This window comes from Terrabacter sp. GCM10028922 (genome assembly GCF_042666095.1).
GTDB lineage: Bacteria > Actinomycetota > Actinomycetes > Actinomycetales > Dermatophilaceae > Terrabacter.
The window spans coordinates 285,636-310,287 of the sequence record NZ_JBHTFG010000002.1 but is presented as its reverse complement, the minus strand read 5'-3'; the positions used below and the strand labels follow the sequence as shown (position 1 = coordinate 310,287).

Annotated in this window: 23 protein-coding genes and 1 riboswitch; of the genes, 16 read left to right on the top strand and 7 right to left on the bottom strand. The window is 72.5% G+C overall.

What is annotated here, in order from left to right; genetic code table 11:
* The first annotated feature begins 35 nt into the window (after window positions 1-35).
* Window positions 36-149, top strand: a riboswitch (cobalamin riboswitch).
* A gap of 102 nt (window positions 150-251) precedes the next feature.
* The 6 genes from ACFQU3_RS02855 to ACFQU3_RS02830 are packed head-to-tail and all read left to right on the top strand — an operon-like array spanning window position 252 to window position 5,925.
* Entirely contained in the window at window positions 252-1,004 is a 753-nt protein-coding gene (locus ACFQU3_RS02855) for an SCO2322 family protein (protein WP_385906172.1), read from the top strand.
* 24 nt (window positions 1,005-1,028) lie between these two features.
* Window positions 1,029-2,105, top strand: coding sequence for an energy-coupling factor transporter transmembrane component T (locus tag ACFQU3_RS02850; protein ID WP_385906601.1), 1,077 nt, complete (start codon window positions 1,029-1,031; stop codon window positions 2,103-2,105).
* Window positions 2,102-3,724, top strand: a complete 1,623-nt coding sequence (locus ACFQU3_RS02845) for an ABC transporter ATP-binding protein (protein ID WP_385906169.1) — start codon at window positions 2,102-2,104, stop codon at window positions 3,722-3,724. The genes ACFQU3_RS02850 and ACFQU3_RS02845 overlap by 4 nt, the downstream gene beginning before the upstream one ends.
* Window positions 3,721-4,563, top strand: a complete 843-nt coding sequence (locus ACFQU3_RS02840) for an ECF transporter S component (protein ID WP_385906166.1) — start codon at window positions 3,721-3,723, stop codon at window positions 4,561-4,563. Before ACFQU3_RS02845 ends, ACFQU3_RS02840 begins: the two co-directional genes overlap by 4 nt.
* The gene (locus tag ACFQU3_RS02835) at window positions 4,560-5,150 is read left to right on the top strand and encodes a bifunctional adenosylcobinamide kinase/adenosylcobinamide-phosphate guanylyltransferase (RefSeq protein WP_385906163.1); all 591 of its coding nucleotides are present in this window, start codon (window positions 4,560-4,562) and stop codon (window positions 5,148-5,150) included. The genes ACFQU3_RS02840 and ACFQU3_RS02835 overlap by 4 nt, the downstream gene beginning before the upstream one ends.
* On the top strand, window positions 5,143-5,925 hold the full coding sequence (locus ACFQU3_RS02830) for an adenosylcobinamide-GDP ribazoletransferase (RefSeq protein ID WP_385906161.1): 783 nt from the start codon (window positions 5,143-5,145) through the stop codon (window positions 5,923-5,925). Before ACFQU3_RS02835 ends, ACFQU3_RS02830 begins: the two co-directional genes overlap by 8 nt.
* Before the next feature lie 107 nt (window positions 5,926-6,032).
* On the opposite strand, the gene ACFQU3_RS02825 is transcribed toward ACFQU3_RS02830, so the two are convergent.
* Both ACFQU3_RS02825 and ACFQU3_RS02820 read right to left on the bottom strand, forming a co-directional pair.
* Window positions 6,033-6,818, bottom strand: coding sequence for a hypothetical protein (locus ACFQU3_RS02825; protein WP_385906158.1), 786 nt, complete (start codon window positions 6,816-6,818; stop codon window positions 6,033-6,035).
* Window positions 6,815-7,963: a hypothetical protein gene (locus ACFQU3_RS02820; RefSeq protein ID WP_385906155.1), complete on the bottom strand. Its 1,149-nt coding sequence runs from the start codon at window positions 7,961-7,963 to the stop codon at window positions 6,815-6,817. Before ACFQU3_RS02820 ends, ACFQU3_RS02825 begins: the two co-directional genes overlap by 4 nt.
* A gap of 240 nt (window positions 7,964-8,203) precedes the next feature.
* On the opposite strand from ACFQU3_RS02820, the gene ACFQU3_RS02815 reads away from it, so the two are divergent.
* On the top strand, window positions 8,204-9,337 hold the full coding sequence (locus tag ACFQU3_RS02815; RefSeq protein ID WP_385906152.1) for a P1 family peptidase: 1,134 nt from the start codon (window positions 8,204-8,206) through the stop codon (window positions 9,335-9,337).
* A gap of 25 nt (window positions 9,338-9,362) precedes the next feature.
* Here the strand turns inward: ACFQU3_RS02815 and gcvT are convergent, their stop codons facing one another.
* A complete protein-coding gene (gene gcvT, locus ACFQU3_RS02810) occupies window positions 9,363-10,481 on the bottom strand; it encodes a glycine cleavage system aminomethyltransferase GcvT (RefSeq protein WP_385906149.1) in 1,119 nt (372 codons plus the stop codon).
* A 169-nt stretch (window positions 10,482-10,650) separates the two neighbouring features.
* Here gcvT and ACFQU3_RS02805 point away from each other — a divergent pair, with 169 nt between their 5' ends.
* The gene (locus tag ACFQU3_RS02805; protein WP_385906147.1) at window positions 10,651-12,120 is read left to right on the top strand and encodes a leucyl aminopeptidase; all 1,470 of its coding nucleotides are present in this window, start codon (window positions 10,651-10,653) and stop codon (window positions 12,118-12,120) included.
* A 132-nt stretch (window positions 12,121-12,252) separates the two neighbouring features.
* On the opposite strand, the gene ACFQU3_RS02800 is transcribed toward ACFQU3_RS02805, so the two are convergent.
* On the bottom strand, window positions 12,253-12,441 hold the full coding sequence (locus tag ACFQU3_RS02800) for a DUF5302 domain-containing protein (RefSeq protein ID WP_385906144.1): 189 nt from the start codon (window positions 12,439-12,441) through the stop codon (window positions 12,253-12,255).
* A gap of 129 nt (window positions 12,442-12,570) precedes the next feature.
* Window positions 12,571-12,918 carry a hypothetical protein gene (locus ACFQU3_RS02795; protein WP_385906142.1) on the bottom strand — a complete coding sequence of 116 codons (348 nt, stop codon included), beginning with the start codon at window positions 12,916-12,918 and terminating at the stop codon, window positions 12,571-12,573.
* 199 nt (window positions 12,919-13,117) lie between these two features.
* Between ACFQU3_RS02795 and lpdA the strand changes: the two genes are divergently transcribed.
* From lpdA to ACFQU3_RS02780, 3 genes are read left to right on the top strand one after another with little or no spacing between them, the layout of a single operon-like run.
* Window positions 13,118-14,497: a dihydrolipoyl dehydrogenase gene (lpdA, locus tag ACFQU3_RS02790; protein ID WP_385906139.1), complete on the top strand. Its 1,380-nt coding sequence runs from the start codon at window positions 13,118-13,120 to the stop codon at window positions 14,495-14,497.
* A gap of 31 nt (window positions 14,498-14,528) precedes the next feature.
* Complete coding sequence (gene sucB / locus ACFQU3_RS02785; protein ID WP_385906136.1) at window positions 14,529-16,394, top strand: 2-oxoglutarate dehydrogenase, E2 component, dihydrolipoamide succinyltransferase; 1,866 nt, start codon at window positions 14,529-14,531, stop codon at window positions 16,392-16,394.
* A gap of 26 nt (window positions 16,395-16,420) precedes the next feature.
* A complete protein-coding gene (locus tag ACFQU3_RS02780) occupies window positions 16,421-17,329 on the top strand; it encodes a TIGR01777 family oxidoreductase (protein WP_385906134.1) in 909 nt (302 codons plus the stop codon).
* On the opposite strand, the gene ACFQU3_RS02775 is transcribed toward ACFQU3_RS02780, so the two are convergent.
* Both ACFQU3_RS02775 and ACFQU3_RS02770 read right to left on the bottom strand, forming a co-directional pair.
* Window positions 17,307-18,893: a serine/threonine-protein kinase gene (locus ACFQU3_RS02775; protein WP_385906131.1), complete on the bottom strand. Its 1,587-nt coding sequence runs from the start codon at window positions 18,891-18,893 to the stop codon at window positions 17,307-17,309. The genes ACFQU3_RS02780 and ACFQU3_RS02775 overlap by 23 nt on opposite strands.
* A 65-nt stretch (window positions 18,894-18,958) precedes the next feature.
* A complete protein-coding gene (locus tag ACFQU3_RS02770) occupies window positions 18,959-20,026 on the bottom strand; it encodes a Gfo/Idh/MocA family protein (protein WP_385906128.1) in 1,068 nt (355 codons plus the stop codon).
* Window positions 20,027-20,062: 36 nt separating this feature from the next.
* On the opposite strand from ACFQU3_RS02770, the gene lipB reads away from it, so the two are divergent.
* The 5 genes from lipB (at window position 20,063) to ACFQU3_RS02745 (ending at window position 24,539) form a co-directional block, all read left to right on the top strand.
* On the top strand, window positions 20,063-20,722 hold the full coding sequence (gene lipB / locus ACFQU3_RS02765) for a lipoyl(octanoyl) transferase LipB (RefSeq protein ID WP_385906125.1): 660 nt from the start codon (window positions 20,063-20,065) through the stop codon (window positions 20,720-20,722).
* 54 nt (window positions 20,723-20,776) lie between these two features.
* A complete protein-coding gene (locus tag ACFQU3_RS02760; protein ID WP_385906122.1) occupies window positions 20,777-21,739 on the top strand; it encodes an ABC transporter ATP-binding protein in 963 nt (320 codons plus the stop codon).
* A complete protein-coding gene (locus ACFQU3_RS02755) occupies window positions 21,736-22,824 on the top strand; it encodes a hypothetical protein (RefSeq protein ID WP_385906120.1) in 1,089 nt (362 codons plus the stop codon). Before ACFQU3_RS02760 ends, ACFQU3_RS02755 begins: the two co-directional genes overlap by 4 nt.
* Window positions 22,825-22,913: 89 nt before the next feature.
* A complete protein-coding gene (locus ACFQU3_RS02750) occupies window positions 22,914-23,270 on the top strand; it encodes a YciI family protein (RefSeq protein WP_385906117.1) in 357 nt (118 codons plus the stop codon).
* 3 nt (window positions 23,271-23,273) lie between these two features.
* Complete coding sequence (locus ACFQU3_RS02745; protein ID WP_385906115.1) at window positions 23,274-24,539, top strand: RNA polymerase sigma factor; 1,266 nt, start codon at window positions 23,274-23,276, stop codon at window positions 24,537-24,539.
* Window positions 24,540-24,652: the final 113 nt, after the last annotated feature.

Below are 24,652 nucleotides of genomic sequence, written 5' to 3'. Positions count from 1 at the left end.
CGCGCGTTTGACGGCTGACCCGCCTGCGTGCCACGGTTCGCTTAACCGAAGGACGACGGGGCAAGCCGGTGCGACTCCGGCGCTGACCCGCAACCGTGATGCCGCCCCCCGCCGCCGTGCGGCCCGGGGTGACGAGCCGGAAAACCCGCGCCCTCCCGGCTCCCTAGTCAGTCTGTCGTGGAATGCGGACCGGAGTCACCAGCCGGGCCGGCTCCAGACCCGACACGGTGTCCGACCGCGAGGAGGAAACCGTGTCCCTTGCCACTCGTGCCCGTCGAGCTCCGCTCCGGGTCGTGCTCGCCGCGCTCGTCGCAGCGTGCCTCTCGGCCCTGACGGTCGCTCCGGCCCACGCCGCCGCCTACCGCTTCTGGGGCTTCTACCAGCTCACCGACGGCGCGTGGACCTTCGCTCAGAAGGGCCCCGACCAGACCGTCCCGGCCGACGGCTCGGTCGATGGCTGGCGGTTCGCGGTCGCCGACGAGGCCTCGACGCGTTTTCCGCGCGGCCTGCTCACGTTCGAGCAGATCTGCGGCTCGACCCCGGTCCAGGACGGCAAGAAGCGGGTCGGCCTCGTCGTCGACTTCGGCCGGCCAGCCGACTCCGCCGACGGCGCCACGCCGCCTGAGCCCAAGGCGGCCTGTGCCGTCGTCGACAAGGACGCGACGAGCACCGCCGTGCTCGCCACCGCGGGTGAGGTCCGGGCGGAGAAGGGCCTCGTCTGCGCTGTCGCCGGCTACCCCACCACCGACTGCGGCGGCGCCGTCAAGGAGGTCAGCGCAGCAGCGAAGGCCCCTGACCAGCCGGTCACCATCGCGGCCCCGACCGCAACGCCGACCGCCACGACCCCGAGTGCGGGCGGCACCGACACGAGCTCGCGGGGCACCGCGCTCACGGCCGACTCCGGCACGAACGTCGCGGCATACGTCATCGCAGCGCTCGCGCTGCTCGCACTGCTCGGCTACCTCGTCGCCCGCTCGCGCTCGCGGGCCCGTCAGGACGGCTGAGACCACGGAGCCACGACCGGCGTGATGCAGCAACGTGCGAGGCTCCAGCACCCCGCGGCCTGGTGGCTGTGGGGGCTCGGACTGGCCACGGCCGCGTCGCGCACGACGAACCCCGTGCTCCTGCTCCTTGTCATCGGGGTCTGCGTCCTCGTCGTCACGGAGCGGCGCGACCCCGCGACAGTCAACCCGCTGCCGGCGTTCCTCGTCATCGGCGCGGTCATCGTGGCCTTCCGCGTCGTCATGACGGCCCTGCTCGGCAACGGCATCGCGGGCCAGACCGTGCTCGTGACGCTCCCGCGCGTGCCGCTGCCCGAGTGGGCGGCCAGTGTCCGCCTCGGCGGGCCGGTCATGCTCGAGTCCCTGCTGTATGCCGTCTACGACGCGCTGCGTCTCGCCGCCGTCCTCACGTGCCTCGGTGCCGCCAACGCGCTCGCGAGCCCACGGCGCCTGCTCCGCTACCTGCCGGCCACGCTCTACGACGTGGGCACCGCCGTCGTCGTCGGCCTGACCTTCGCCCCCCAGCTGCTCACCGACGCCCGGCAGGTCCGTGCGGCACGCACCCTCCGCGGCCGCGACGGCCGCGGAGTCCGCGAGATGGCTCGCCTGACCGTGCCCGTCCTCGAGACGGCCTTCGAGCGCTCGCTCGGGCTCGCCGCATCGATGGAGTCGAGGGGCTACGGCCGCGTGGTCCGGTCGACGGTCGGCACCCGGCGAACGGCCACCGCGCTGGCCCTCACCGGTCTCGTCGGCGTGCTCGCCGGTCTCTACGGCCTGCTCGACGCGTCGGCCGGGGGCGTCCTCGGCCTGCCCGTCCTGGTCCTGGGCGCGCTGATCGCGGCCTCGAGCCTCGTCGTCGGCGCCTCGCGCGACCCGAGATCGGGTCATCGCCGGGACCGGTGGTCGTGGACGGAGTCCATGACCGTCGTCGCCGGCTCCGCGCCTGGCGTGGTCCTCGTCGTCGCGTCCGTTCTCGGCTGGGTTGGCCTCGTGCCCAGCCAACGGGCCACGCTCCCGGCGGTGCCGCTCCTCGCGGTCGTCGCCGTGCTCGTGGCCGCCGCCCCGGCGTGGTTCACGCCGCGTCCCCGGGAGGTGGCGGCGTGATCACCTTCGAGCACGTGTCGGTGCAGTATGCCGACGCCCCGACCCCGAGCCTGCGCGACGTCACGCTCGAGGTCCCAGAGGGCGAGCTGGTCCTCGTGGTCGGGCCGACGGGCAGCGGCAAGTCGACGTTGCTGCGCACCATCAACGGACTGGTCCCGCACTTCAGCGGCGGCACCCTGACGGGACGGGTCACGGTCGACGGCCTGTCCACGTCCGACCACCGGCCGCGCGACCTCGCGACGGTCGTCGGCCTCGTCGAGCAGGACCCGTCGTCGACGTTCGTCACCGACGTCGTCGAGGACGAGGTGGCCTACGGCATGGAGACGATGGGGCTCGACTCGACGACGATCCGGCGTCGCGTCGAGGAGACACTCGACCTCTTCGGTCTGACGCCGCTGCGGGCGCGCTCGCTGACGACCCTCTCCGGCGGGCAGCAGCAGCGCGTCGCCATCGCCGCCCTCTTCGCGGCTGGACCACGCGTCCTCGTGCTCGACGAGCCCACCTCGGCGCTGGATCCGGTTGCGGCCGAAGACGTCCTGGCCTCGCTGCACCGCATCGTCCACGACCTCGGGGTCACGGTGGTGCTGGCCGAGCACCGTCTCGAGCGCGTGGTCCACCACGCCGACCGGGTCGTGCTCGTCGACGACGGCCACGTCTCCGAGCTGCTCGACCCGGCCGAGGCGATGCGTCAGTCACAGATCTATCCGCCCGTCGTGGGGCTGTCCCGGCTCGCCGGCTGGTCACCGACACCGTTGTCGATTCGCGATGCGCGTCGCCGGGCCGCTGCCCTGCGCGACGAGCTCGGTTCGCGGACGCCCTCCCCCGTCGCCGCCCTGCGTGCCATCGGGACCGCGGACGCCGTCACGGTCTCCGGCATCCGCGTCTCGCGCGGGGGCCGGGTCGTCCTCGACGCGCTCGACCTGTCCGTGGCGCGCGGGTCCATCACGACGCTCATGGGCCGCAACGGAGCCGGCAAGTCCACCCTTCTCGGGGCGATCGCGGCACAGCACCGGCTGGCCTCGGGCCGGGTCACGCTCGGCGCGCGTGCCGTCGACCCGCACACGACGCCGCCGCGCGAGCGCGTGCGTACGGTGGGCCTCGTGCCGCAACAGCCCGAGCTGCTCCTCTACGCCGAGTCCGTCGCGGGCGAGTGCGCGGCAGCCGACGCGGACTTCGGCGCCGCTCCCGGCACGGCCCGCGCTCTCCTCGACCGCATCTCCGGTGGCATCGCACCGGCGGCACACCCGCGCGACCTGTCCGAGGGACAGCGGCTCGAGCTCGCCCTCGCCGTCATCCTGGCCGGCTCGCCCGAGGTGCTCCTGCTCGACGAGCCCACGCGCGGCCTCGACTACGGGGCGAAGAAGCGGCTCGGTGAGGTCCTCACCGGCCTCGCGGCGCACGGCACGACCGTCCTGCTCGCCACGCACGACGTCGAGCTCGCGGCCGAGGTCGCGGACCGGGTCGTCATCCTCGCTGACGGCGAGGTCGTCACGGACGGACCCGCCCGTGACGTCCTCGCCTCCTCGCCGGCCTTCGCCCCCCAGGTGACGAAGGTCCTGCTCCCCCAGACCTGGCTCACGGTCGCCGAGGTGGCGGCCGCCCTGGGGAGGCCGGCGTGACCGGCGCGCGCGTCATCCCGCTGCGCTGGCCGGCCGTCGTCGCGGTCACCGTGGTCGGGGTCGTCGGGCTGGTCGCCTTCACCTGGCCGTTCTTCGTCACCGGGGACTTCGCCCGCGACCACGGCAACGACGCCCCGTGGCTCTTCGCCCTCCTGCTCGGCCTGCTCGCCGTCGTGTGCCTCGCGGAGGTGACCGCCGGGCGCCTCGACGCCAAGACCATCGCCGTCCTCGGCGTCGCGGCGGCCGCCGGAGGCGCACTGCGTCTGCTCAGCGCGGGCACGGCAGGTCTGGAGCCGATGTTCTTCGTCGTCATCGTCGCCGGGCGCGTACTGGGGCCGGGCGTCGGCTTCGTCTCGGGAGCGCTGGCGGTCACGACGGGTGCCCTGCTCACCGGCGGAGTGGGACCGTGGTTGCCGTTCCAGATGATCTGCGCAGGCGGAATCGGGCTGGGCGCAGGGCTCCTGCCGGTGCGATCGGGTGGCTGGGTGGAGCGATGGGTGCTCGCCGCGTACGCCCTCGTCACGGGACTCGCGTACGGCCTCTTCATGAACCTGTGGTTCTGGCCGTTCCTCGGCGTGAACGCCCCGACCGGGATGGGCTTCGTGCCGGGCGCACCACTCCTCGAGAACCTCGGCCACTACGGCCTCTTCTACCTGTCGACCTCACTTGGCTGGGACCTTCCGCGCGGTCTTCTCAACGCCGTCCTCGTGCTGCTCGCCGGCCCAGCCCTGCTGCGGGTCTTCCGCCGGGCGGCACGGCGGGCGGCGTTCGGCGTACCGGTGGTCTTCGCGCCGCCCGGGGCTCCCGCCGCGCTCCAGGACACGGGGGGCCGGCGATGACCGCCGCCGCACGCACGACAACCCTGGTGACAGGCCCCGTGCGCAGCGGCAAGAGTCGTCACGCCGAGGACCTCCTGTGGGACAGCGCCTCGGTCACGTACGTCGCAACAGGGCGCCGGGCAGACCCGAGCGACCCCGAGTGGAGTCGCCGCGTGGCGAGCCACCGGGTTCGCCGACCAGAGTCGTGGGGCACGGTCGAGACCGTCGACGTGGCTGGGGTCATCGACGCTGCCACGGGCCCGGTGCTCGTCGACTGCCTCGGCACGTGGCTCACGGCTGTCGTCGACGAGACCGGGTGGGACGACCTCGTCACGGCCGCCACGACGGTTCGTGACGCGGGCGCACGGCTCATTGAGTCCCTCTGTGCCACAAGCGTTCCCGTCGTCGTCGTGACCAACGAGGTCGGCTGGTCGCTCGTCCCGACGACAGCATCCGGGCGGTTCTTTCAGGATGAGCTGGGCCGCCTCAACGCCGCCGTGGCGGGCGTGTCTGCCCGCGTCCATCTCGTCGTCGCGGGTCGGGTCCTCGACCTGAGCAGCGCCCCCGTCGTGCCGCACGAGCCGCGGCCGAGGACGCTCGATGCGTGACGCGTGGCGGCTCGCGGTAGGGACCTTCACGGCGCTTCGCACCGCTCCCCCTCGGCACGTGGACGACCGTGTCCTCGGGCGCGCCATGCTGCTCGCACCCGTCACCGCTGTACCGGCCGCTCTCGTCTGGGTCCTGCTCGGAGTCCTCGTGGGCACCGGTCTCGTGCCACCGCTCGTCGCCTCGGTGCTGGCCGTGCTCACCACGGCGCTCGTGTCACGCGCCCTGCACCTCGACGGACTGGCGGACCTTGCCGACGGGCTGACGTCCAGCCATGACCCGACCCGGTCGCTCGAGGTCATGCGTCGTGGCGACACCGGGCCGGCCGGGGTGGCCGCGGTCATGCTGGTTCTGCTGCTCGACGTCGCGTGCCTCGCCTCCCTGCTCGGGTCGCCGACTGGCATCGCACTCGCGGTCGCCGCCCTGGTCGCGAGCCGACTGGCGTGCGCGCTGTGCGCGCGGGACGGCATACCCCCTGCGCGCACCGAAGGCCTGGGTCAGGGAGTCGCCGGCACGGTGTCGAGGTCGCATCTCCTGGGTCTCGTCGCGGGGGTCGTCGTCGCGGCCGGCGCCCTCGGGCTCCTCGTCCCCGGCCCCTCGAATGCCGCCCTGGCCCTCCCGGGCGTCGTCGTGGCTGCAGTTGCCGCGGCGGTCGTCGTGCGGCGGCACGCGGTGCGCCGCCTGGGAGGTGTCACGGGCGACGTCATCGGTGCCGCCATCGAGATCTCGCTCGCCGTAGCCCTCGTCGCCGCGTCGGTCATCTCGTCCTCGAGCTGACCCGCCGCCGGTCCCGTCGAGTGGCCACGCTCGACGCGGGAACTGGCCTCTCGACGGCGGTCAGCCGCCAGATACTGACCTCTCGACGGCGGTGGGGCGGGTTCGCGTCAGCCGCGCAGGCGAGCGGCCAGCGACTTCGGCAGCCGGCGTCGCCAGTCGGTGCGCCGGGCCCCCCGACGCGTCTCGGCGATGCGTTCGCGGCGGGCCCGCTCCACCGACCCGGACTGGAGGGTCGTCCACGGCTCGTCACGGCCGGTGGCGCGGGCCAGCACGAGGTCGGCGAGCTCGGGGTTCAGCGCGAGGAGCGGACCATGCAGCCGCGTGCCCATGACCGAGCCGGCGAGAACGCCCTCGGCTGCGGCACCGTCGGGCTCGTCGGTCCGGTTGCCGGCTCCGATCTCGAGCGTGAACAGGGGGCGGGCGCCGTCCTCGCGCACCGTTCGCAGGTCGTTGGCCTCCCAGCCGACCAGGGCCGGCAGGTCGAGCGAGGGATCAGGCTGCGTCACGACGGTGCCCGTCGACTCGGATGCGGCGTGCACGGTGACGGGAGCGAGGCCGAGTCCCTTGTGCCGCCCGCCAGACGCGTCGACCCACGAGCGCGCGACGGCGTCGAGGCCGGCGTCGACGGCGAAGAGCACCGCCCCGTCCGCGACACGAGCGAGGAGGTCGGTCGAGCCCAGGGCCTCGACGAGCGCTCCGACGCCCCCGCGCCCGGTGCCGCCGACGAGGTAGACGTCGGCGTCGACGAAGGAGTCGGCGCGGTCGACGGTGACGGTCTCGACCGTGAGGTCACGCGCGGCCCCTCGACGCACGAGCGCAGCGGCGTTCGCCTCGTCGGCCGCCGCGACCGTCGCCAAGGGAAAGAGCGTCGCGACGGTGAGTGCCGGGCTCAATGGGTGCCTCCTCGGAGGTGCTTGGAGATGCGTCGGAAGGCGGGGTAGTTGCACGCGACGATCACCTCGCCGGGCGCATGCCGGCGCAGCGCCGACTCGAGGTCCGCCGCCTCGACGACGTCGACACCCGCGGCCTCGAGGACCGCGACGGCATCAGCCGTGCGGCCGCCAGTGACGGCGACCCGGTGGCCAGCGAGGCGCTGGAACGGTGCCTCCCACATCGTCGCCGTGTCCTTGGGTCCGAACGGGTCGACGGCGACGACGAGCGGCCGGCCGGTCGTGACGACGACGTCGATCGCCTCCGCCCACCCCGCGGGGTTCTTCAACATGAGCAGGCGCGCGTCGTGCTCGCCGACCCGGTACGGCGCATACCGGCCGTCGACGTCGGCGACGGCGCTGACGCGCTGCGCCGCGGTGTCGACGTCGACTCCGAGGGCGTCCGCCGCCGCCAGGGCGAAGGCTCCCCCGACCGGACCCGTGCGCCCCGGGACGGTGACCTCGATGCGCGTGCGTGCTCCGGCGTGCTCGACGGCCCAGCCGTCACCGTCGGGGACGACCTTCCAGTCGGGCTCGGGGCGGGACCGCTGGCACCCCGGGCAGCTCCAGGAGTCGTCCGTGAAGTCCTGCAGGGCACCGCACGCCGGGCAGACGAGGGCGTCGCCGCGCCAGTAGAGGCCGCCGCTGACGCCGATGCGACGGGGTGCCGTCTCGAACGCCCAGCTGACGAGCGGGTCGTCCACGTTGACGATGGCCACGCAGTCCTCGGGCAGGCCGGCGGCGGTGCGCCGCCAGTGCTCGAGGGTGCTCTTGAGGGAGACCCCTCGCGTGTACTCGCGCGAGCTGTTGAGCACGACGACGGCCTTGGGGCGCGTGCCCCGTGCCACCGGCTCGAGGTAGACCTCGTCGACCTCGAGAGCGGCGAGCGGCGACAGGCGGTCGCCGGAGAGTGCGGTGACGATGCCGTCGGTCATGTTGGCCCCCGTCGTGTTGCTGACGACCGCGCCACCGGGCGAGATCGCCGCAGCGACAAGGGCCGTCACGGTGCTCTTGCCGTTCGTGCCGGTGACGAGGACGCTGCACCGGTCACCGCTCACGGCGTGCAGCACCTGGGGGTCGACGCGCAGTGCCAGACGGCCTCCGATCATCGAACCCGAACCCTTGCCGAGGGCTTGCGAGAGCCGTCCCGCCAACCGTCCCGTGGCCAGCGCCAGGCGGGCACGGAGCGGATCGCGTGCTTCAGTCAAAACGGGTTACCCTTCTCGACATCGTGGGCGGGCCGAGCCCGCCTGCGTCGGGCGACCACTCGGTGACATGCCAGATCGATGAGCCAGATGCTATCCGCAGCACCGGCCCCGCCGGCCCGCGGGGGACGAGGAGGAGACCGCGTGCGAGCCGCCGATGTCGGGATCGAGATCGGGACCGGCTGCTCGGGTCCCCTCAACGCGATCACCGACGTCGAGGGGGTTCGCGTCGGGTACAGCACGATCGTCCACGGCGAGGGTGACCTCCTCGTGGGGCAGGGCCCCGTGCGCACCGGCGTCACCGTCGTCCGGCCCCACGGCGGACGCGCGTCGACCGAGCCCGTCTTCGCCGGCTACCACCGGCTCAACGGCTTCGGCGAGCTGACCGGTCTCGAGTGGCTGCACGAGTCGGGCATGCTCTCGAGCCCCATCGCGCTGACCAACACCGACAGCGTCGGTGTCGTGCGCGACTCGCTCATCGCCCGCGAGACCCAGCTCCCGGGCCGGATGCCGATCATGCTCCCCGTCGTCGGCGAGACGTGGGACGGCATCCTCAACGACATCAGCGGCCAGCACGTGACCCGCGAGCACGTGTACGCCGCCTTCGACGACGCGCGCACGGGCCCCGTCGCCGAGGGCAACGTCGGCGGCGGCACCGGCACACAGTGCTACGGCTTCAAGGGCGGCACCGGCACGGCGTCCCGTGTCGTCGACCTCGGACACCGGCACTTCACGATCGGCGTGCTCGTGCAGGCCAACCACGGCGACCGCAAGCACTTCGAGGTCAACGGGGTGCCCGTCGGGCACGTCCTGACGAAGAAGGCCGTGCCGTTCCCGCGCATGTCCGAGATCACCCGCGTGCCGCCACCGGGCACGGGCTCGGTGCTCGCCGTCGTCGCGACGGACGCCCCGCTGCTCCCCCATCAGCTCAACCGGCTCGCCCAGCGCGCCGGCCTCGGCATCGCGAAGTTCGGCGCTCGTGGCGACAACTACTCCGGCGACCTCATGATCGCGTTCTCCACCGCCGCGCACGGCATGCCGGACCAGGGGCCCGGCGCCCGCACGGAGATCGGCATGCAGGTCGAGATGCTCGCGCTCGAGTACTTCGACGCCCTGTTCGGCGCGGTCATCGAGGCAACCGCCGAGGCGATCCTCAACGCGATGCTCCAGGCCGAGACGATGACCGGGCGCGACGGCCTCACGGTCCACGCCCTCGACGGCGAGCAGCTGGCCGCGATCCTCGACCGCCACGGCCGCCGCCGCTTCGCCCTGCACTAGCCGGCCCGTGGGCTTGCGGCGCCGGTCAGGACTCGCGGACCTGCACCTGCACGAACGGCGGCTTGACGACCGTCGCCTCCACCGCGCGCCCGCGCACGTCGACCGTGACGGTCTCGCCGTCGGCGATCTCCGGTGTGAGCAGGGCCAGTGCGATGCCCTGCTTGAGAGTCGGCGAGAACGTGCCCGACGTGACCTCACCGGCGGCCGAGCCGTTCCACGACACCGTGCAGTGCGGGCGGGGTATGCCGCGACCCGTCACGAGCAGACCGCGCATGAGCCGGGTCGGGTTGGCCCGCTCGGCCTCGAGCGCGGACTTGCCCCAGAAGGTCTCCTTCTTCCATCCGACCGCCCAGCCGGCCCGCGCCTGGACGGGTGAGATCTCGAGCGAGAGGTCCTGCCCGTGCAACGGGTAGCCCATCTCGGTGCGCAGCGTGTCGCGCGCGCCCAGGCCACACGGCATACCCCCGAAGGGCTCGAGCGCGGCGACGAGCGCATCCCACAGGGCCGGCGTGTCGTCCCGGCGCGGCACGAGCTCGTAGCCGCGCTCGCCGGTGTAACCCGTGCGGCAGACGATGACCGGCTGCCCCTGCCAGTCGGCCTCGACGAACGACATGTAGTCGTGACCGGTCGGCAGGCCGAGCGAGTCGAGCACCTCGTCGCTCTTCGTGCCCTGCACGGCGATGACGCCGTAGTCGCGGTGCAGGTTCGTCACCGTGATGCCCTCGGGCGCGGCGGCCTCGAGGCGGCGCACGACCTCTGCTGTGTTCGCGGCGTTGGGGATGAGGAAGACGTCGTCGTCTGACTTGAGGTACACGATGAGGTCGTCGACCACCCCGCCCGCGTCGTCGCAGCACAGGGTGTACTGGGCCGAGCCCGGCTGGATGCGCCGGACGTCGTTGGTGAGGCACGCGTTGACGAAGTCGGCAGCGCCCGGTCCCGTCACGGACGCCTTGCCGAGGTGGCTCACGTCGAAGATCCCGACGCGCTCGCGCACCGCGGTGTGCTCGGCGACGACACCTCCGCCCGGGTACTCGATCGGCATGTCCCAACCGCCGAAGTCGGCCATCTTGGCTCCGAGGGCGACGTGGCGGTCGTGGAGCGGGGAGGTGAGCGGGGAGGTCGTCCCCGACGTCGCTGTCGTCATGGGCGCCAACCTACCGCCCAGCGGGTATGCCGCTTCTGCTCGTTATCATCGAGCGCCGCCACCAGCGGCAGCGTCGTCCGCACCACCACGTGCACCACCACCGACCCGACGCCCCTCAGGACGCGCTGTGACTCGTGCGCCCACAAGCACCTCGACAAAGGAGTCCTTCGTGGCCAACCTGACCATCTCGAACCGCTCGGCCGCCGACACCCCTGGCGACGCGCTCGTCGTCGCGCTCGGCTCCGGAAACGGCGCAGCCGCCCTGGCGCCGGGTCACGGCCTGCCGCGCAAGACGGTCTCGCACCTCAAGTCCGTCGTCGCCGACCTCGAGCTGGCCGGGAAGGTCGGTGAGGTGACAACCATCGCCGCCGTGCCCGAGGTGACCGCCAAGCTTCTCGTGCTCGCCGGCGTCGGGGAGCTCGGGACCGACCCTGTTGCCCTCGAGGAGGTCCGCAAGGGTTTCGGCGCCGCGATCCGGACGCTGACCAAGAAGAAGAAGGTCGCCGTCGTCGTCCCCGGGACGTCGGTCGAGCTCGTGGCGGCCGTCGCCGAGGGTGTCGCCCTCGGCGCATATGCCGTGTCGAAGGCCGGCACGACGAGCACCGATGCCGTCGACGCGGTCGCCCTCGTCGGTCCGGCCGATGCGGCATCTCGCAGGGCCGTCAAGCGGGCCGCGGCGATCGGTGAGGCCGTCGCCTACACGCGCGACCTCGTGAACCTCCCGCCGAACCTGCTCTACCCGGCGACGTTCGTCGACTCCCTCGCGGACCGCATCAAGGGCACGAAGGTCAAGCTCAAGTCGTACGACATGAAGGCGCTGCGAGCCGGCGGCTTCGGCGGCACGGTCGGCGTCGGGCAGGGTTCGGCCAACGAGCCGCGCATCGCCGTCCTCAGCTACACGCCCTCGCGGTCCAAGGCGTCCATCGCGTTCGTCGGCAAGGGCATCACCTTCGACTCCGGCGGCCTGTGCATCAAGCCGGCGAACGGCATGCTGACGATGAAGTGCGACATGGCCGGTGCCGCCGCCGTCGCGGGCGCGGTCCTGGCGATCGCCGAGCTGGGCCTGCCCATCACCGTCACCGGCTACCTCGGCCTCGCCGAGAACATGCCGAGCTCCACCGCGCAGCGCCCGAGCGACGTCGTGACGATGCGCGGCGGCAAGACCGTCGAGGTGCTCAACACCGATGCCGAGGGTCGCATGGTGCTCGGCGACTGCATCGCGCTCGCGTCGGAGAGCAAGCCCGACGCGATCGTCGACATCGCGACGCTGACCGGGGCCCAGGTCATCGCGCTCGCGAACACCGCTGCGGTCATGGGCAACGACGAGGACTTCCGCACCCGCCTGCTCGAGGCAGCGCAGTCGGTGGGCGAGTCGATGTGGCCGATGCCCTTGCCCAACGAGCTGCGCCCGGGCCTCGAGTCGATCAACGCCGACCTCGCGCACAAGGGCGGCGCCGAGGGCGGCATGCTCACGGCTGGCCTCTTCCTCGGAGAGTTCGTCGGTGAGGGCATCCCGTGGGGCCACCTCGACATCGCCGGCCCTGCCTTCAACGACAAGGCGCCGGCGGGCTACTGGCCCAAGGGCGGCACGGGCTTCGGCGTCCGTACGCTCGTCGGCCTCGCCGAGTCGTACGCCTGACGGGCCCGGCCCGTCGAGAGGCCATCTCTCGTCGGGTGAGGACAGTCGAAAGGCCAGAACGTGTCGCACGTTCTGGCCTTTCGACGGTGAGTGGGCCACGAGAAGTGGCCTCTCGACGGTTGGGGGTGCGGGTCAGCCGCCGGACTTGCGGCGGAACATCTGCTGGGCCTTGGCCGGGCCGTGCGCCCCGTGCACCTTGGAGCGGTCGTGGTCGTCGGAGACGTCCTTGCCGCCGTGCGCGTGCTTCTTGTCGAGGGCGGCCCGGAACTTGGCCTTCATCTCCTCGCTGGGACCGCCCGCTGCGCCATCCTGCTTCGACATTCGAGTACCTCCTGTGTGCTGTGGCGCCGAATCCGGCACGGACTGAACGCCTTTTCACCCTGTCAGCCAACCGCTGCGCGGTCCAGCCCATATCGTCGCGGTGCCTCGTGTGGTGTGCCGGGTGCCGGCTCAGGCGTCGCCCCGCCGGCGCCGCTTGCTCCACTCGCGCATGCGGTTGGGGTAGCCGGTCTGGTTGACGTCGTAGACGGGGATGCCGAGCTTCTGGCTCATCTCGAAGCCGTCCTTGGCCGATCCGACCGCGCGCCGCGTCCACTCGCCGTCCCAGGCGATGAGCACGATCGTCGTCGTCGTGACGCTCGTGGCCGGCTCGACATAGGCCTCGACGCCTCGACGGGAGTCGACGAACGCACGAAGGTGCTGCTCGACCGCCTTGCGGTCGATCTGCATCTGAGGTCCGTCGGAGCGCCCGGGGCGGCTGTCGCCCTTGCGGCCGCCACGCCGTGAGAACCAGCCCATGGCGGCACTGTACGGGGTCGACCCGTGCCCGCCACCGCAGCACGCCGCGCGACGTGACCTGCCTGTGACGTCTCCGTCGATCAATGACAAGATGCTCTTGCACGTCCACCCGAGCGTCCACCGACGTTCACCCTGCACGTCCCTGGACTCCGCTGCACGACGGCCGGAGCAGGCGACCCACCCGAAGGAGCACTCACTTATGTCGGCTGGTGCCGCAGGCGACTACGACGTCGTCATCCTCGGTGGGGGGTCGGGCGGCTACGCCTGTGCCCTCCGGTCGGCGGATCTGGGCCTGTCCGTGGCCCTCGTCGAGAAGGGACGCCTCGGCGGCACGTGCCTCCACCAGGGCTGCATCCCGACGAAGGCGTTGCTCCACGCGGCCGAGGTCGCCGACGTCGCCCGTGAGGGCGCGTCGTTCGGTGTGAAGACCACCTTCGAGTCGGTCGACATGACGGGTGTCAACGCGTACAAGGACGGCGTGGTCAGCCGTCTCTACAAGGGCCTGCAGGGTCTGGTGAAGGCTGCCGAGATCGAGTACGTCGAGGGCTCTGGTGTCCTCGACGGGCCGCACACTGTTGTCGTCGGCGACCGCCGGATCACCGGTCGCAACGTCGTGCTCGCGACGGGCAGCTACGCGAAGTCGCTGCCCGGGCTCGAGATCGGCGGCCGCATCATGACGAGCGAGCAGGCCCTCGGTATCGATGACGTGCCGGCTCGCGTCGTCGTCCTCGGCGGTGGCGTCATCGGCGTCGAGTTCGCCTCGGTGTTCAAGAGCTTCGGCTCGGAGGTCACGATCGTCGAGGCGCTGCCACGGCTCGTCGCGGGCGAGGACGAGGCCATCAGCAAGCAGCTCGAGCGCTCGTTCCGCAAGCGCAAGATCGCGTTCAAGACCGGTGTGCGTTTCGCAGGTGCGACCCAGCGGGGTGACGTCGTGACGGTGTCGCTCGAGTCCGGCGAGACCATCGACGCAGACCTGCTCCTCGTCGCCGTCGGCCGGGGCCCCGTCACCGAGGGCCTGGGCTACGAGGCGGCCGGCGTCACCGTCGACCGGGGCTTCGTGCCGACCGACGAGCGACTTCGCACCAACGTCGAGGGCGTGTACGCCGTCGGCGACATCGTGCCCGGACTGCAGCTCGCGCACCGCGGGTTCGCCCAGGGCATCTTCGTCGCCGAGGAGATCGCGGGCCTCGCGCCGGCTGTGATCGAGGAGACGGGCATCCCCCGCGTCACCTACTGCGAACCGGAGATCGCGAGCGTAGGGCTCACCGAGCCGCAGGCCCGGGAGAAGTACGGTGACGTCGCGACCTACGAGTACAACCTCGGTGGCAACGGCAAGTCGCAGATCCTCGGCACGCAGGGCTTCGTCAAGCTCGTGCGCCGGGTCGATGGTCCCATCGTGGGGGTCCACATGATCGGCGCCCGGATGGGCGAACAGATCGGCGGGGCACAGCTCGTCGTGAACTGGGAAGCACACCCCGAGGACGTCGCCAGTCTCATCCACGCACACCCCACACAGAACGAGGCTCTCGGCGAGGCACACTTGGCCTTGGCGGGCAAGCCGCTGCACGCACACGCTTGAGCCAGACACTGGGAAGAGGAGAAAACACGTCATGTCAGAACGCGTGACCATGCCGGCCCTGGGTGAGTCAGTCACCGAGGGGACCGTCACCCGCTGGCTGAAGAACGTCGGTGACCGGGTCGAGATCGATGAGCCACTGCTCGAGGTCTCGACCGACAAGGTCGACACCGAGATCCCCTCACCCGTGGCGGGCACGCTGCAGGAGATCCTCGCCCAGGAGGACGACACGGTGCCGGTCGGCGCCGACCTCGCCGTCATCGGTGACGGCGCCGCTCCCGCCGGCGGGGGCGAGGCCCCTGCCGCCCAGGCCCAGCCGCCACAGGCGCCGCAGCAGGACCAGCAGGCAGCGGCGCCGGCGCCCGAGGCGCCGAGCACCGAGCAGGAGCCGCAGCCCGCGACGAGCGAGCCCGAGGCCGCACAGGCAGAGGCGCCGCAGGCGGCCGCGTCGCCGTCCGGTGGCGGCGAGGGCCAGACGGTCACGATGCCGGCGCTCGGCGAGTCCGTCACCGAGGGCACGATCACACGGTGGCTCAAGGCCGAGGGCGACGAGGTCGCCGTCGACGAGCCGCTGCTCGAGGTCTCGACCGACAAGGTCGACACCGAGATCCCGTCGCCGGTCGCCGGCACGCTGACGAAGATCCTCGTCCAGGAGGACGACACCGTCCCGGTCGGGGCCGACCTCGCCATCGTCGGTGGCAGCGCCCCGGCGACCCAGCCGGAGAAGGCCCCGGAGCCGGCACCCGCCGCCGAGCCGGAGAAGGCCCCGGAGCCGGAGAAGGCTCCCGAGGCCGCACCGGCGCCCCAGCAGACACAGGCCGAGGCGCCCGCGCAGCAGCAGGCCCAGGAGGCGACCCCGCAGCCCGCCGGCAAGCCCGCCGACGCCGAGCGTCCGCCCGCCCAGCAGTCGCCCGAGGCTGCGAAGCCGGCCCAGCCGGCGCCCGTGTCCGAGCCTTCGCGCGACGACGCAGCCGCGTACGTCACGCCGCTCGTGCGCAAGCTCGCATCCCAGCACGGCGTCGAGCTCGGCTCGGTCACGGGCACCGGGGTCGGCGGCCGCATCCGCAAGCAGGACGTCCTCGACGCTGCCGAGGCCGCCAAGGCCCCGGCCGAGCCTCCGGCTCCGGCTCAGCCCGCAGCCGCGGCCCCGGCCGCCAGCGCGCCCAGCGCCTCCGCCACCGCGGAGGTCTCTCCCAAGCGCGGCACGCGGGAGAAGATGAGCCGCCTGCGCAAGGTCATCGCCACGCGCATGGTCGAGTCGCTCCAGGTGTCGGCGCAGCTGACGACCGTCGTGGAGGTCGACCTGACGAAGGTCGCCCGCCTGCGCGCCAGGGTCAAGGGCGACTTCGAGGCCCGCGAGGGCACGAAGCTCAGCTTCCTGCCGTTCATCGCACTCGCCGCGACGGAGGCCCTCAAGGCGCACCCGATGGTCAACGCGAGCGTCGAGGGTGACGAGATCGTCTACCACGGCAGCGAGAACCTCTCGATCGCCGTGGACACCGAGAGGGGCCTGCTCGTCCCGGTCGTGAAGAACGCCGGCGGCCTCAACATCGCCGGGCTCGCCCGCGCGATCGCCGACGTCGCGGCGCGCACGCGCAGCAACAAGATCACGCCCGACGACCTGGCCGGTGGCACCTTCACGATCACCAACACCGGCAGCCGCGGGGCGCTCTTCGACACCCCGATCATCAACCAGCCGCAGGTCGCCATCCTCGGCACCGGCGCGATCGTCAAGCGTCCGGTCGTCGTCACCGACGCCGACGGCGGCGAGACCATCGCGGTCCGCTCGATGATGTACCTCGCGCTGTCGTACGACCACCGCATCGTCGACGGGGCCGACGCCGCTCGGTTCCTCGGCACGATGAAGGCCCGGCTCGAAGAGGGTCGCTTCGAGGCCTGACGTCGCACGGGCGTCAGGAGCAGACCATGACGAAGCGCGTCGCCATCACCGGCTCGTCCGGCCTGATCGGCGGCGCGCTTCGTCGTCACCTGCTCGAGCGCGGTGACGAGGTGGTGCGCCTCGTGCGCCGTCCATCATCGGCTCCGGACGAGATCCAGTGGGATCCCTCGCGAGGCCGGCTCGCCCTGGGGGCGCTCGACGGCGTCGACGCGGTCGTCAACCTCGCCGGCATCGGTATCGGCGACCGCCGCTGGAACGCCGAGCACAAACGCGAGGTGGAGCGCTCGCGCACCGACGCCACGGGCACGATCGCCCAGGCTCTGACCGCGCACCACACGCGCACCGGTGCCGCCATCCGTCTCGTGAACGCCTCGGCGGTCGGCTACTACGGCGACCGCGGGGACGAGGTCCTCACCGAGGCCAGCGCTCCCGGCCAGGACTTCCTCGCCGGCGTCGTCGCGCGCTGGGAGGGGGCGGCGCAGCCCGCGATCGACGCCGGTGTCCCGGTGGCGTTCACCCGCAGCGGCCTCGTCATGGCCCTGGAGGGCGGCGCGTTCCAGCCGATCCTCCGGCTCGGCCGGCTCGGGCTCGGCGGGCCGATGGGCACGGGCCGCGAGTGGTGGCCGTGGATCACGCTCGTCGACGAAACCCGCGCGATCACCCACCTGCTCGACCACAGCGAGCTCGTCGGGCCGTTCAACCTCGCCGCACCGGAAGCCTCACGGCAGATGGAGATCGCCGCCATGATCGGCCGCGCGCTGTCGCGCCCAGCTGTCGTGCCCGCACCGCGCGTGGCGCTGCGCGCGGTCATCGGGGAGTTCGCCGACTACGTGCTCGCGAGCCAGCGGGTCGAGCCGGCCGGGCTGGTGGCCTCGGGCTTCACGTTCGAGCACCCCGACCTCGAGGGTGCCGTCAGGTGGCTGGTGCGTCGCTGATCGACGTGATGCGCCACCCCCTGACGGTGCGCGTCAGGGAGAAGTCGAGCGGGCGCCCCGCGTCGGGCGGCCGCCCGGTCCTGGTGCCGTCGCTCGACACGACCACGTATGCCGTCCAGTCGACGCGGGCGCGCAGCACGGCCTTCGTGGGGCTGCCCGACACGAAGGCCGACTCGGCCACCTCGAGCCGGAGACCGGTCCAGCGCACCTGTGACTCCAGGAGTCTCGCGACGAGCGCGCGGTCGCTGGCCGCGCTCGGCGACCGCGTGGAGTGAACGGCCTCGAGCGCCGTGGTGTCGCGAGCGAGCAGAGCCGAGCAGCGCCGGTCGCTGAGCACCTGGAGAAGGTCCTCTGGGTGGGCCGAGGGGCTGGCCGGGTCGCGGAGCAGCCGGTCCACCGACAACGGCCCGGATGTCGATGTGGGTGTCGGGCGGGGCGACGTCGGTGAGGCGGCTGCGGCGGGCCGGCTCGTCGAGTGCTGGTCCGGGCCCGTCGGCGGCACGTGGGAGACCCGTGCCGCCAGGGCCCAGCCTGCGGCCGCGAGCACGGGGATGGCGACGAGCGCTGCGGTAGCGATGCGGCGGGGCCATCGACGGGCCCGGCCGCGCATCCAGCTGCCGAACCGACGCCGCCATCCCTGGCGCGACACGGATGCCGGGTCCGGTGCCTGGCGACCCGCCTGGGCGCGCAGGCGATGCGTCAGGGCCGAAGCCTCGTCGGCGCCCACGACGACCTCGATGGGCTCGGCGGTGACCGCGTCGTAGAAGCGCCGCGCGAGCTCGGCCGCGCTCGGCCGCCTCTCCGGCTCCGGGTCGATGCACGCGCCGACGACGTCGGCGAGCTCGGGCCCGACATGGCTGAGCACGGTCTCGGGGTCGAGCCGCATCATCGTGTCGGGTGCCCCGTTGCCCGTCGCGCAGAACCATGCGACGGCGCCGAGCGCGTACACGTCCGCGGCCTCCCCCGGTTCTGACCCCAGCCGCACCTCGGGTGCGACGAATCCCGGTGTGCCGTGGACCTCGCCCAGCTCGTGACCGGCGACCCGCGCCGCCCCGAGGTCGAGCAGGAGCGGCAGGCCCTCGGCCGTCACCGTGATGTTGGACGGCGAGATGTCGCCGTGCAGGCCACCGGCCGAGTGCAGGTGAGCGACGGCCTCGCAGATCGGCGTGAGCACCGTGACCACCTCACCGGGGCGCAGGTGCCCGCGGCTGCCGACCATGCCGCGGAGCACGGCGCCACGGACGAGGTCGAAGACGAGGGCATCGCGTCCGTCGCCGAGGGGCACGACGGCGCGCAGGGGGACGAGATGGTCGTGCCGGACGGCCATCAGCACCTGCTGCTCGACGAGCGCCTGACGGGCGTCGACCTCGTCGCGGCACCGGTGCGGGATCTTGATCGCCACCCGGCGCCCGGTGGCATCCACCCCGGACCACACGACGGCAGAGCCGCCCGTTCCGAGGACGGCGTCGAGTCGGTGGCCCGGCACGTCGGGACGCTCGGCCACCGAGGTGCGGCTGTCGTCCGCGCCGTCACGGCCGGGCACGTGCTGCTGGTCGTCGATCACCCGCCCATGCAACCAAGGGCCGGTCCGGTCGCGGGCGCATCATCCACAGGCCCTGATGTGCCGGCTCAGGGGGTCTGGCCTGGCGTCACCACCTCGACGACGCGGCCGCCACGCGCGCTGGTCCGCGCCGCGTCGATGACGGCGAGCACGTGCACGGCGTCACGCGGGTCGACGGGCATCATCGCCTGCGGGTCCGAGCCCGCCAAGGCCGCGGCGACGCCCCGGTAGAAGTCGGCCTGGTCGGCGTCGGTGACGACGGGCCCGGGCACTCGCTCGTCACCGCGCACGATCCAGCCGACGGCGTCGCCGTCGTTCTCGAACTCGGTGAACGAGCTGACCGCATCGAACTGCCGTCCGATGACGAACGACCCGGTGGACCCGTTGACCCGTGCCCGTGGCCCGGGAGCGCCGTTGACCGAGCTCGACATGACGTGGCTGACGACGCCGGAGGTGTGACGGCAGGCCAGGAAGGTGTCGTCCTCGGCGACGGTCGTGCGGGCGTCCACCTCGGCGTAGACCGACTCGACCTCGCCGTGGAGCAGCACGGCCTGGTCGACGAGGTGGCTCTGCAGGTCGAGCAGAAGGCCGCCCCCCTCCTCAGCGAGCGCCTGCTCACGCCAGCGCCGCCGCGGCTCGGGACGCCAACGGTCCCACCGGTACTCGGCCCGCCAGATCTGCCCGACGAGCCCTTCGTCGCGCACCGTGCGCAGCGCAGCGAGCTCGGGGTCGAAGCGGCGGTTGTTGAACACGGTGAGCGGCACGCCGTGGTGGGCTGCCAGGTCGACGACGTCGAGCGCCCGGCTCGCGTCGACGGCCAGCGGCTTGTCGACGACGAGCGGAAGGCCGGCCTCGATGACCTGCTCGGCCTGTTCGGCGTGCACGCCGCTCGGCGATGCCAGCACGACGAGGTCGAGGCCGTCGACTGCGAGCAGTGCCTCGAGGTCGGGCACGACCTCGGTGCCGGGCAGGTCGGCGCGTACCTCCTCTGCGCGAGTCGCGTTCGACGTGGAGACGACGGCCACGGTCAGCCCGGCGCGCACGAGGAGCGGCGCGTGGATGCCACGGCCGGCGGAGCCGTAGCCGACGAGGCCGACGCGCAGGGAGGTGGACGTGGACGGCTCGGCAGACGGCATTCCGGCATCGTATGCCGCCCGGCGTAGGGTGGCCGCATGCGCTTCGTGCACCTCGGCCTCGACCCCGACTTCGTCGACTACGAGCAGGCTTGGCAGGTCCAGCGCGAGACCCACGCGAAGGTGGTCGCGGGCGAGGAGCCCGACACCGTCTACCTGCTCGAGCACCGAGCCGTCTACACGGCGGGCAAGCGCACCGAGCCGCAGGAGCGGCCGAACGACGGCACGCCGGTCATCGACGTCGACCGCGGTGGCAAGATCACGTGGCACGGGCCGGGCCAGATCACGGGCTACCCGATCGTCCGGCTCCCAGCCCCGATCGACGTCGTCGGCTACGTGCGCCACATCGAGGAGATGATGATCCGCGTGTGCGCCGACTTCGGGGTCGAGGCCGGGCGCGTCGAGGGCGAGAGCGGCACGTGGATCGCCGCCGACGACCGCGGGCCCCGACGCAAGATCGGGGCCATCGGCATCCGCGTCAGCCGGCAGGTCGCGATGCACGGCTTCGCGTTCAACGCCAACCCGGACCTCTCCTGGGGCGACGTCATCATCCCCTGCGGGATCCTCGACGCCGGCGTCACCTCGCTCTCGTTCGAGCTGGGCCGCGACGTCCCCGTCACCGAGGTGCTCCCCCACATCGAGAAGCACCTGGCCGACATCCTGCCGACGTTGCAACCCAACCGGCGCGTCCTCGCCTGAGCCTGCTCCACCCCCTAGGGTGTCGATCACACACCGGTCGAACCAGGGGGATCGATGGACGTCGCCGTCCGCACCACCAACCTACGCAAGACGTACGTGAGCCGGGGCTCACGCCGGGTCGCCGTCCAGGGCCTGTCGATGGCCGTGCCCCACGGCGGGGTCCACGCGTTCCTGGGGCCGAACGGCTCGGGCAAGACGACGACGATCCGGATGCTGTTGGGTCTCGTCCGCCCCGACTCCGGCACCGCCGAGCTCTTCGGCGAGGCGGTACCCCGCCGCCTCCCGCAGGTCATCGACCGCGTCGGGGCCATCGTCGAGTCCCCGAAGTTCTTCCCGGCCTTCTCCGCGCGCCAGAACCTCGTGCTGCTCGCCGGAGCCATCGGCGCCCCGCGCCACCGCGTCGACGAGGTGCTCGAGGCCACCCACCTCGCGGACCGCGGCCGTGACCGGTATGCCGGGTTCTCGCTCGGCATGAAGCAGCGCCTGGCGATCGCGGCCACGCTTCTCAAGGACCCGGAGCTGCTGATCTTCGACGAGCCCACCAACGGTCTCGACCCGGCAGGCATCCGCGAGGTGCGTGACACGATGAGATCGCTTGGCGCGCAAGGCAAGACGGTGCTCGTCAGCTCCCACATCCTTGCCGAGGTCGAGCAGGTCGCCGACACGGTGTCGATCATCGGGCACGGGGCGCTGCTGGCCGAGGGCGCCGTGGGCGACATCCTCGGCGGGTCCGGAGTGGCGCAGGTTCGCGTCGGGGTCGCGGCACCGGACCGCGCCGAGCAGGTGCTCCGCGACGAGGGCTTCACCCCGACCCGCGACGGCCAGTACCTCGTCGTGGGCGTGGAGGACCCGTCCGCCGTGACCCGGGCGCTCGCCGGCCACGGCCTCTACGTGAGCGAGCTCGTCCCGATCCGCCCGGACCTCGAGTCGGCGTTCCTCGCGCTGACGGCCGACCAGGGCCTCGGGAGCGATGCCGACCGGGCCGCCGGCGGCCAGGCGACAGGGGGCGCGGCATGAGCGACACGCTCGTCAGCACCGACTCCCGGCCGCGCAGCGAGCTGCGGCCCTCCGGCACGTCCTTCGCCGGCCTCGTCGGCGTGGAGCTGCGCCGTCTGTGGTGGCGCCGTCTCACGAAGGCGGTCCTCGCCGGCGTGGTGCTCTTCGTCGTCGCGATGGTCTACAACGCGTACAACTCCTCCACGCCCGAGCGGCTCGCCCAGCAGCTCGACAACTACAAGATCATGCTCGAGGACTCGAAGCGCCAGGCGGAGCAGACGAAGGACCAGCTCCCCCAGATGATCAAGGACTGCCAGGACGCGCAGCAGCAGGAGCGTGACCGCAGCGGCGACCAGTCGCTCGACTTCGGGTGCTCGACCATGGGCGAGGTGCACACGCCCACGATGGAGGACATGGGCATCGTCGTGCCCGTGGCCGAGACCATCACCGTGTCGGCCATGCCCCCGCTCGCCTCCGTCCTGACCTTCCTGCTGCTTCTCCTCATGGGCAGCTTCGTCGCGGCCGAGTTCACGACCGGTTCGATGGGCAACTGGCTGACGTTCAAGCCGCGACGGATGCAGGTCGCGGCCAGCAAGGTCGTCGCGGCAGGCATCGGTGCCGTGGCGATCGCCTCGGTCGCCGTCGGGTTGCTCGTCGTCGGCGCACGCATGGTCGCGACGATCAACCGTCCGGGCTCCGACCTGCAGCTGCCCGAGCCGCCGTCACCGGGCGAGCCGCTCGGGCAGCTCGCGGTGCGCGCGGTCCTCGTCGCCCTGTTCGCCGGAGTCGTGGGCGCCGCCCTGGGTCTCCTGATCCGCCACACGGCGGCCGTCATCGGGACTCTCCTCGGCTACCTCGTGCTCGTCGAGGGCGTCGCCGTCCACACGCTGTTCCAGGGCAACCTCGTCCCGTGGGCCGTCGTCCCCAACCTGAACGCGTTCCTCGAGAAGGGCTACATCTACCCCGCGGAGACCTGCACCGCCGACCGCTGCACCTATGCGGAGCAGACTCTGTCGTACACCCACGGCTGGGTCTACCTGCTCGTCCTCGGCTCACTCGTCCTCGCGGCGGCGGTCGTGGCGTTCCGCCGGCGCGACGTCACCTGAGGCGTTTTCGCCGTCCTGTCGATCCGGGCCGGAGCCGTTCGTCGTACAGGTAGCCGGAGAGCCCGGCGCCGGACGAAGGAGACCCGCACATGGCCAAGTACCTCATCCTCATCTATGGCAGCGAGCAGGAGTGGGACGCGCAGACGCCGGCCGAGCTCGACGTCAAGGGCGCGGGACACGCCGCGTTCAGGGCCGCGGTCGGCGACGGCTACCGCCTCGGCGCCGAGCTGGAGTCGGTGACGACGGCGACGACGCTCCGGGCCACTGGCAGCGACGCCCCCGCCGTGACCGACGGCCCATTCATGGAGACGAAGGAGGCGCTCGGCGGCTTCTACCTCGTCGACGCGCCCGATCTCGACGCAGCCGTGGCGGCCGCCCGGCTGCTCCCCGAGCTGCGCGAGCAGCACGGCGCGATCGAGGTGCGCCCGATCGTGGACCACGGTTGAGGCGTGGCCGTGGCCGCCGCACCGCCATCCGAGGTCGCCACGGCGCTCGCGCGCGTCCACCGCGAGGAGTGGGCGCGCGTCCTCGCCGCCACCGCAAGGGTCACCCGCGACCTCGACCTCGCCGAGGAGTGCACGCAGGACGCTTTCGCACGCGCCCTCGAGACGTGGCCCGTCGACGGCATTCCCCGGCGACCCGGCGCATGGCTCACGACGGTCGCCGGCAACCGAGCCCGCGACGTCGTGCGCCGCGAGGCACACGGCCGGCGACTCCTCCCCCAGCTCGTCATCGACGAGGAACCGCCGAGCCCGTATGCCGTCACGCCCGGACCGGTCCCCGACGACCGCCTGCGCCTCGTCTTCACCTGCTGCCACCCGGCGCTCTCGCCCGAGGCCCAGGTGGCGCTCACCCTGCGGCTCGTGTGCGGACTGTCCACGGCCGACGTCGCGCGCGCCTTCCTCGTGCAGGAGTCGACGATGGCGGCGCGCATCACGCGGGCGAAGAGGAAGATCGCCGCGGCGCGTATCCCGTACCGGGTCCCGTCCCGTGACGAGCTGCCGGCCCGTCTGGGACCGGTCACCGATGTCGTGCACCTCGTCTTCACGACCGGGCACACCGCACCCAGCGGGCCCGAGCTCGTGCGCGAGCACCTCGTCGACGTCGCCGTCGACATGGGCAGGATGCTGCACCGTCTGCTCCCTGACGAGGCGAGTGTGACCGGCTTGCTGGCCCTGATGCTGCTTGCGCAGGCGCGACGTGACACCCGGGTCGAACACGGCAGTCTCGTGCTCCTCGCCGACCAGGACCGTGCCCGGTGGGACCGCGAGCTCATCGCCGAGGGCACCGGCCTCGTCGCACAAGCCCTGGTGCAGGCGCCGCCCGACCGCTTCGCCGTGGAGGCCGCGATCGCCGCCGTGCACGCGGAGGCACCCACGTGGGAGCGAACCGACTGGGGTGAGGTGGTCGGCCTCTACGACGTGCTCCTGCGCCTCTGGCCATCGCCGGTCGTCGCGCTCGGCCGCGCCGTGGCCGTCGGGCTGCGCGACGGGCCCGAGGCCGGGCTGGTCGCGCTCGAGCCGCTCCTGACCGACCCAGCCGTCGCCACCTACCCCTACGTCAGCGCGACCCGCGCCGACCTCCTCCGCCGGCTCGAGGCCTGGGACGACGCGGCCCTCGCGTACGAGGAGGCGTCCGCCCTGGCCGGCAACGAGGTCGAGCGTGCCTTCCTGCTCGGCCGTCTCGAGCAGGTCCGCGCGCACCTGGCGCGGTAGCGCGAGGCCACCGGACCAGGTCCGCGCGCACCTGGCGCGGTAGCGCGAGGCCACCGGACGGCATACGCGCGTGGTCGGGGGCGTTGTCAGGGAGGCGTAACCTGTCCGGAGCA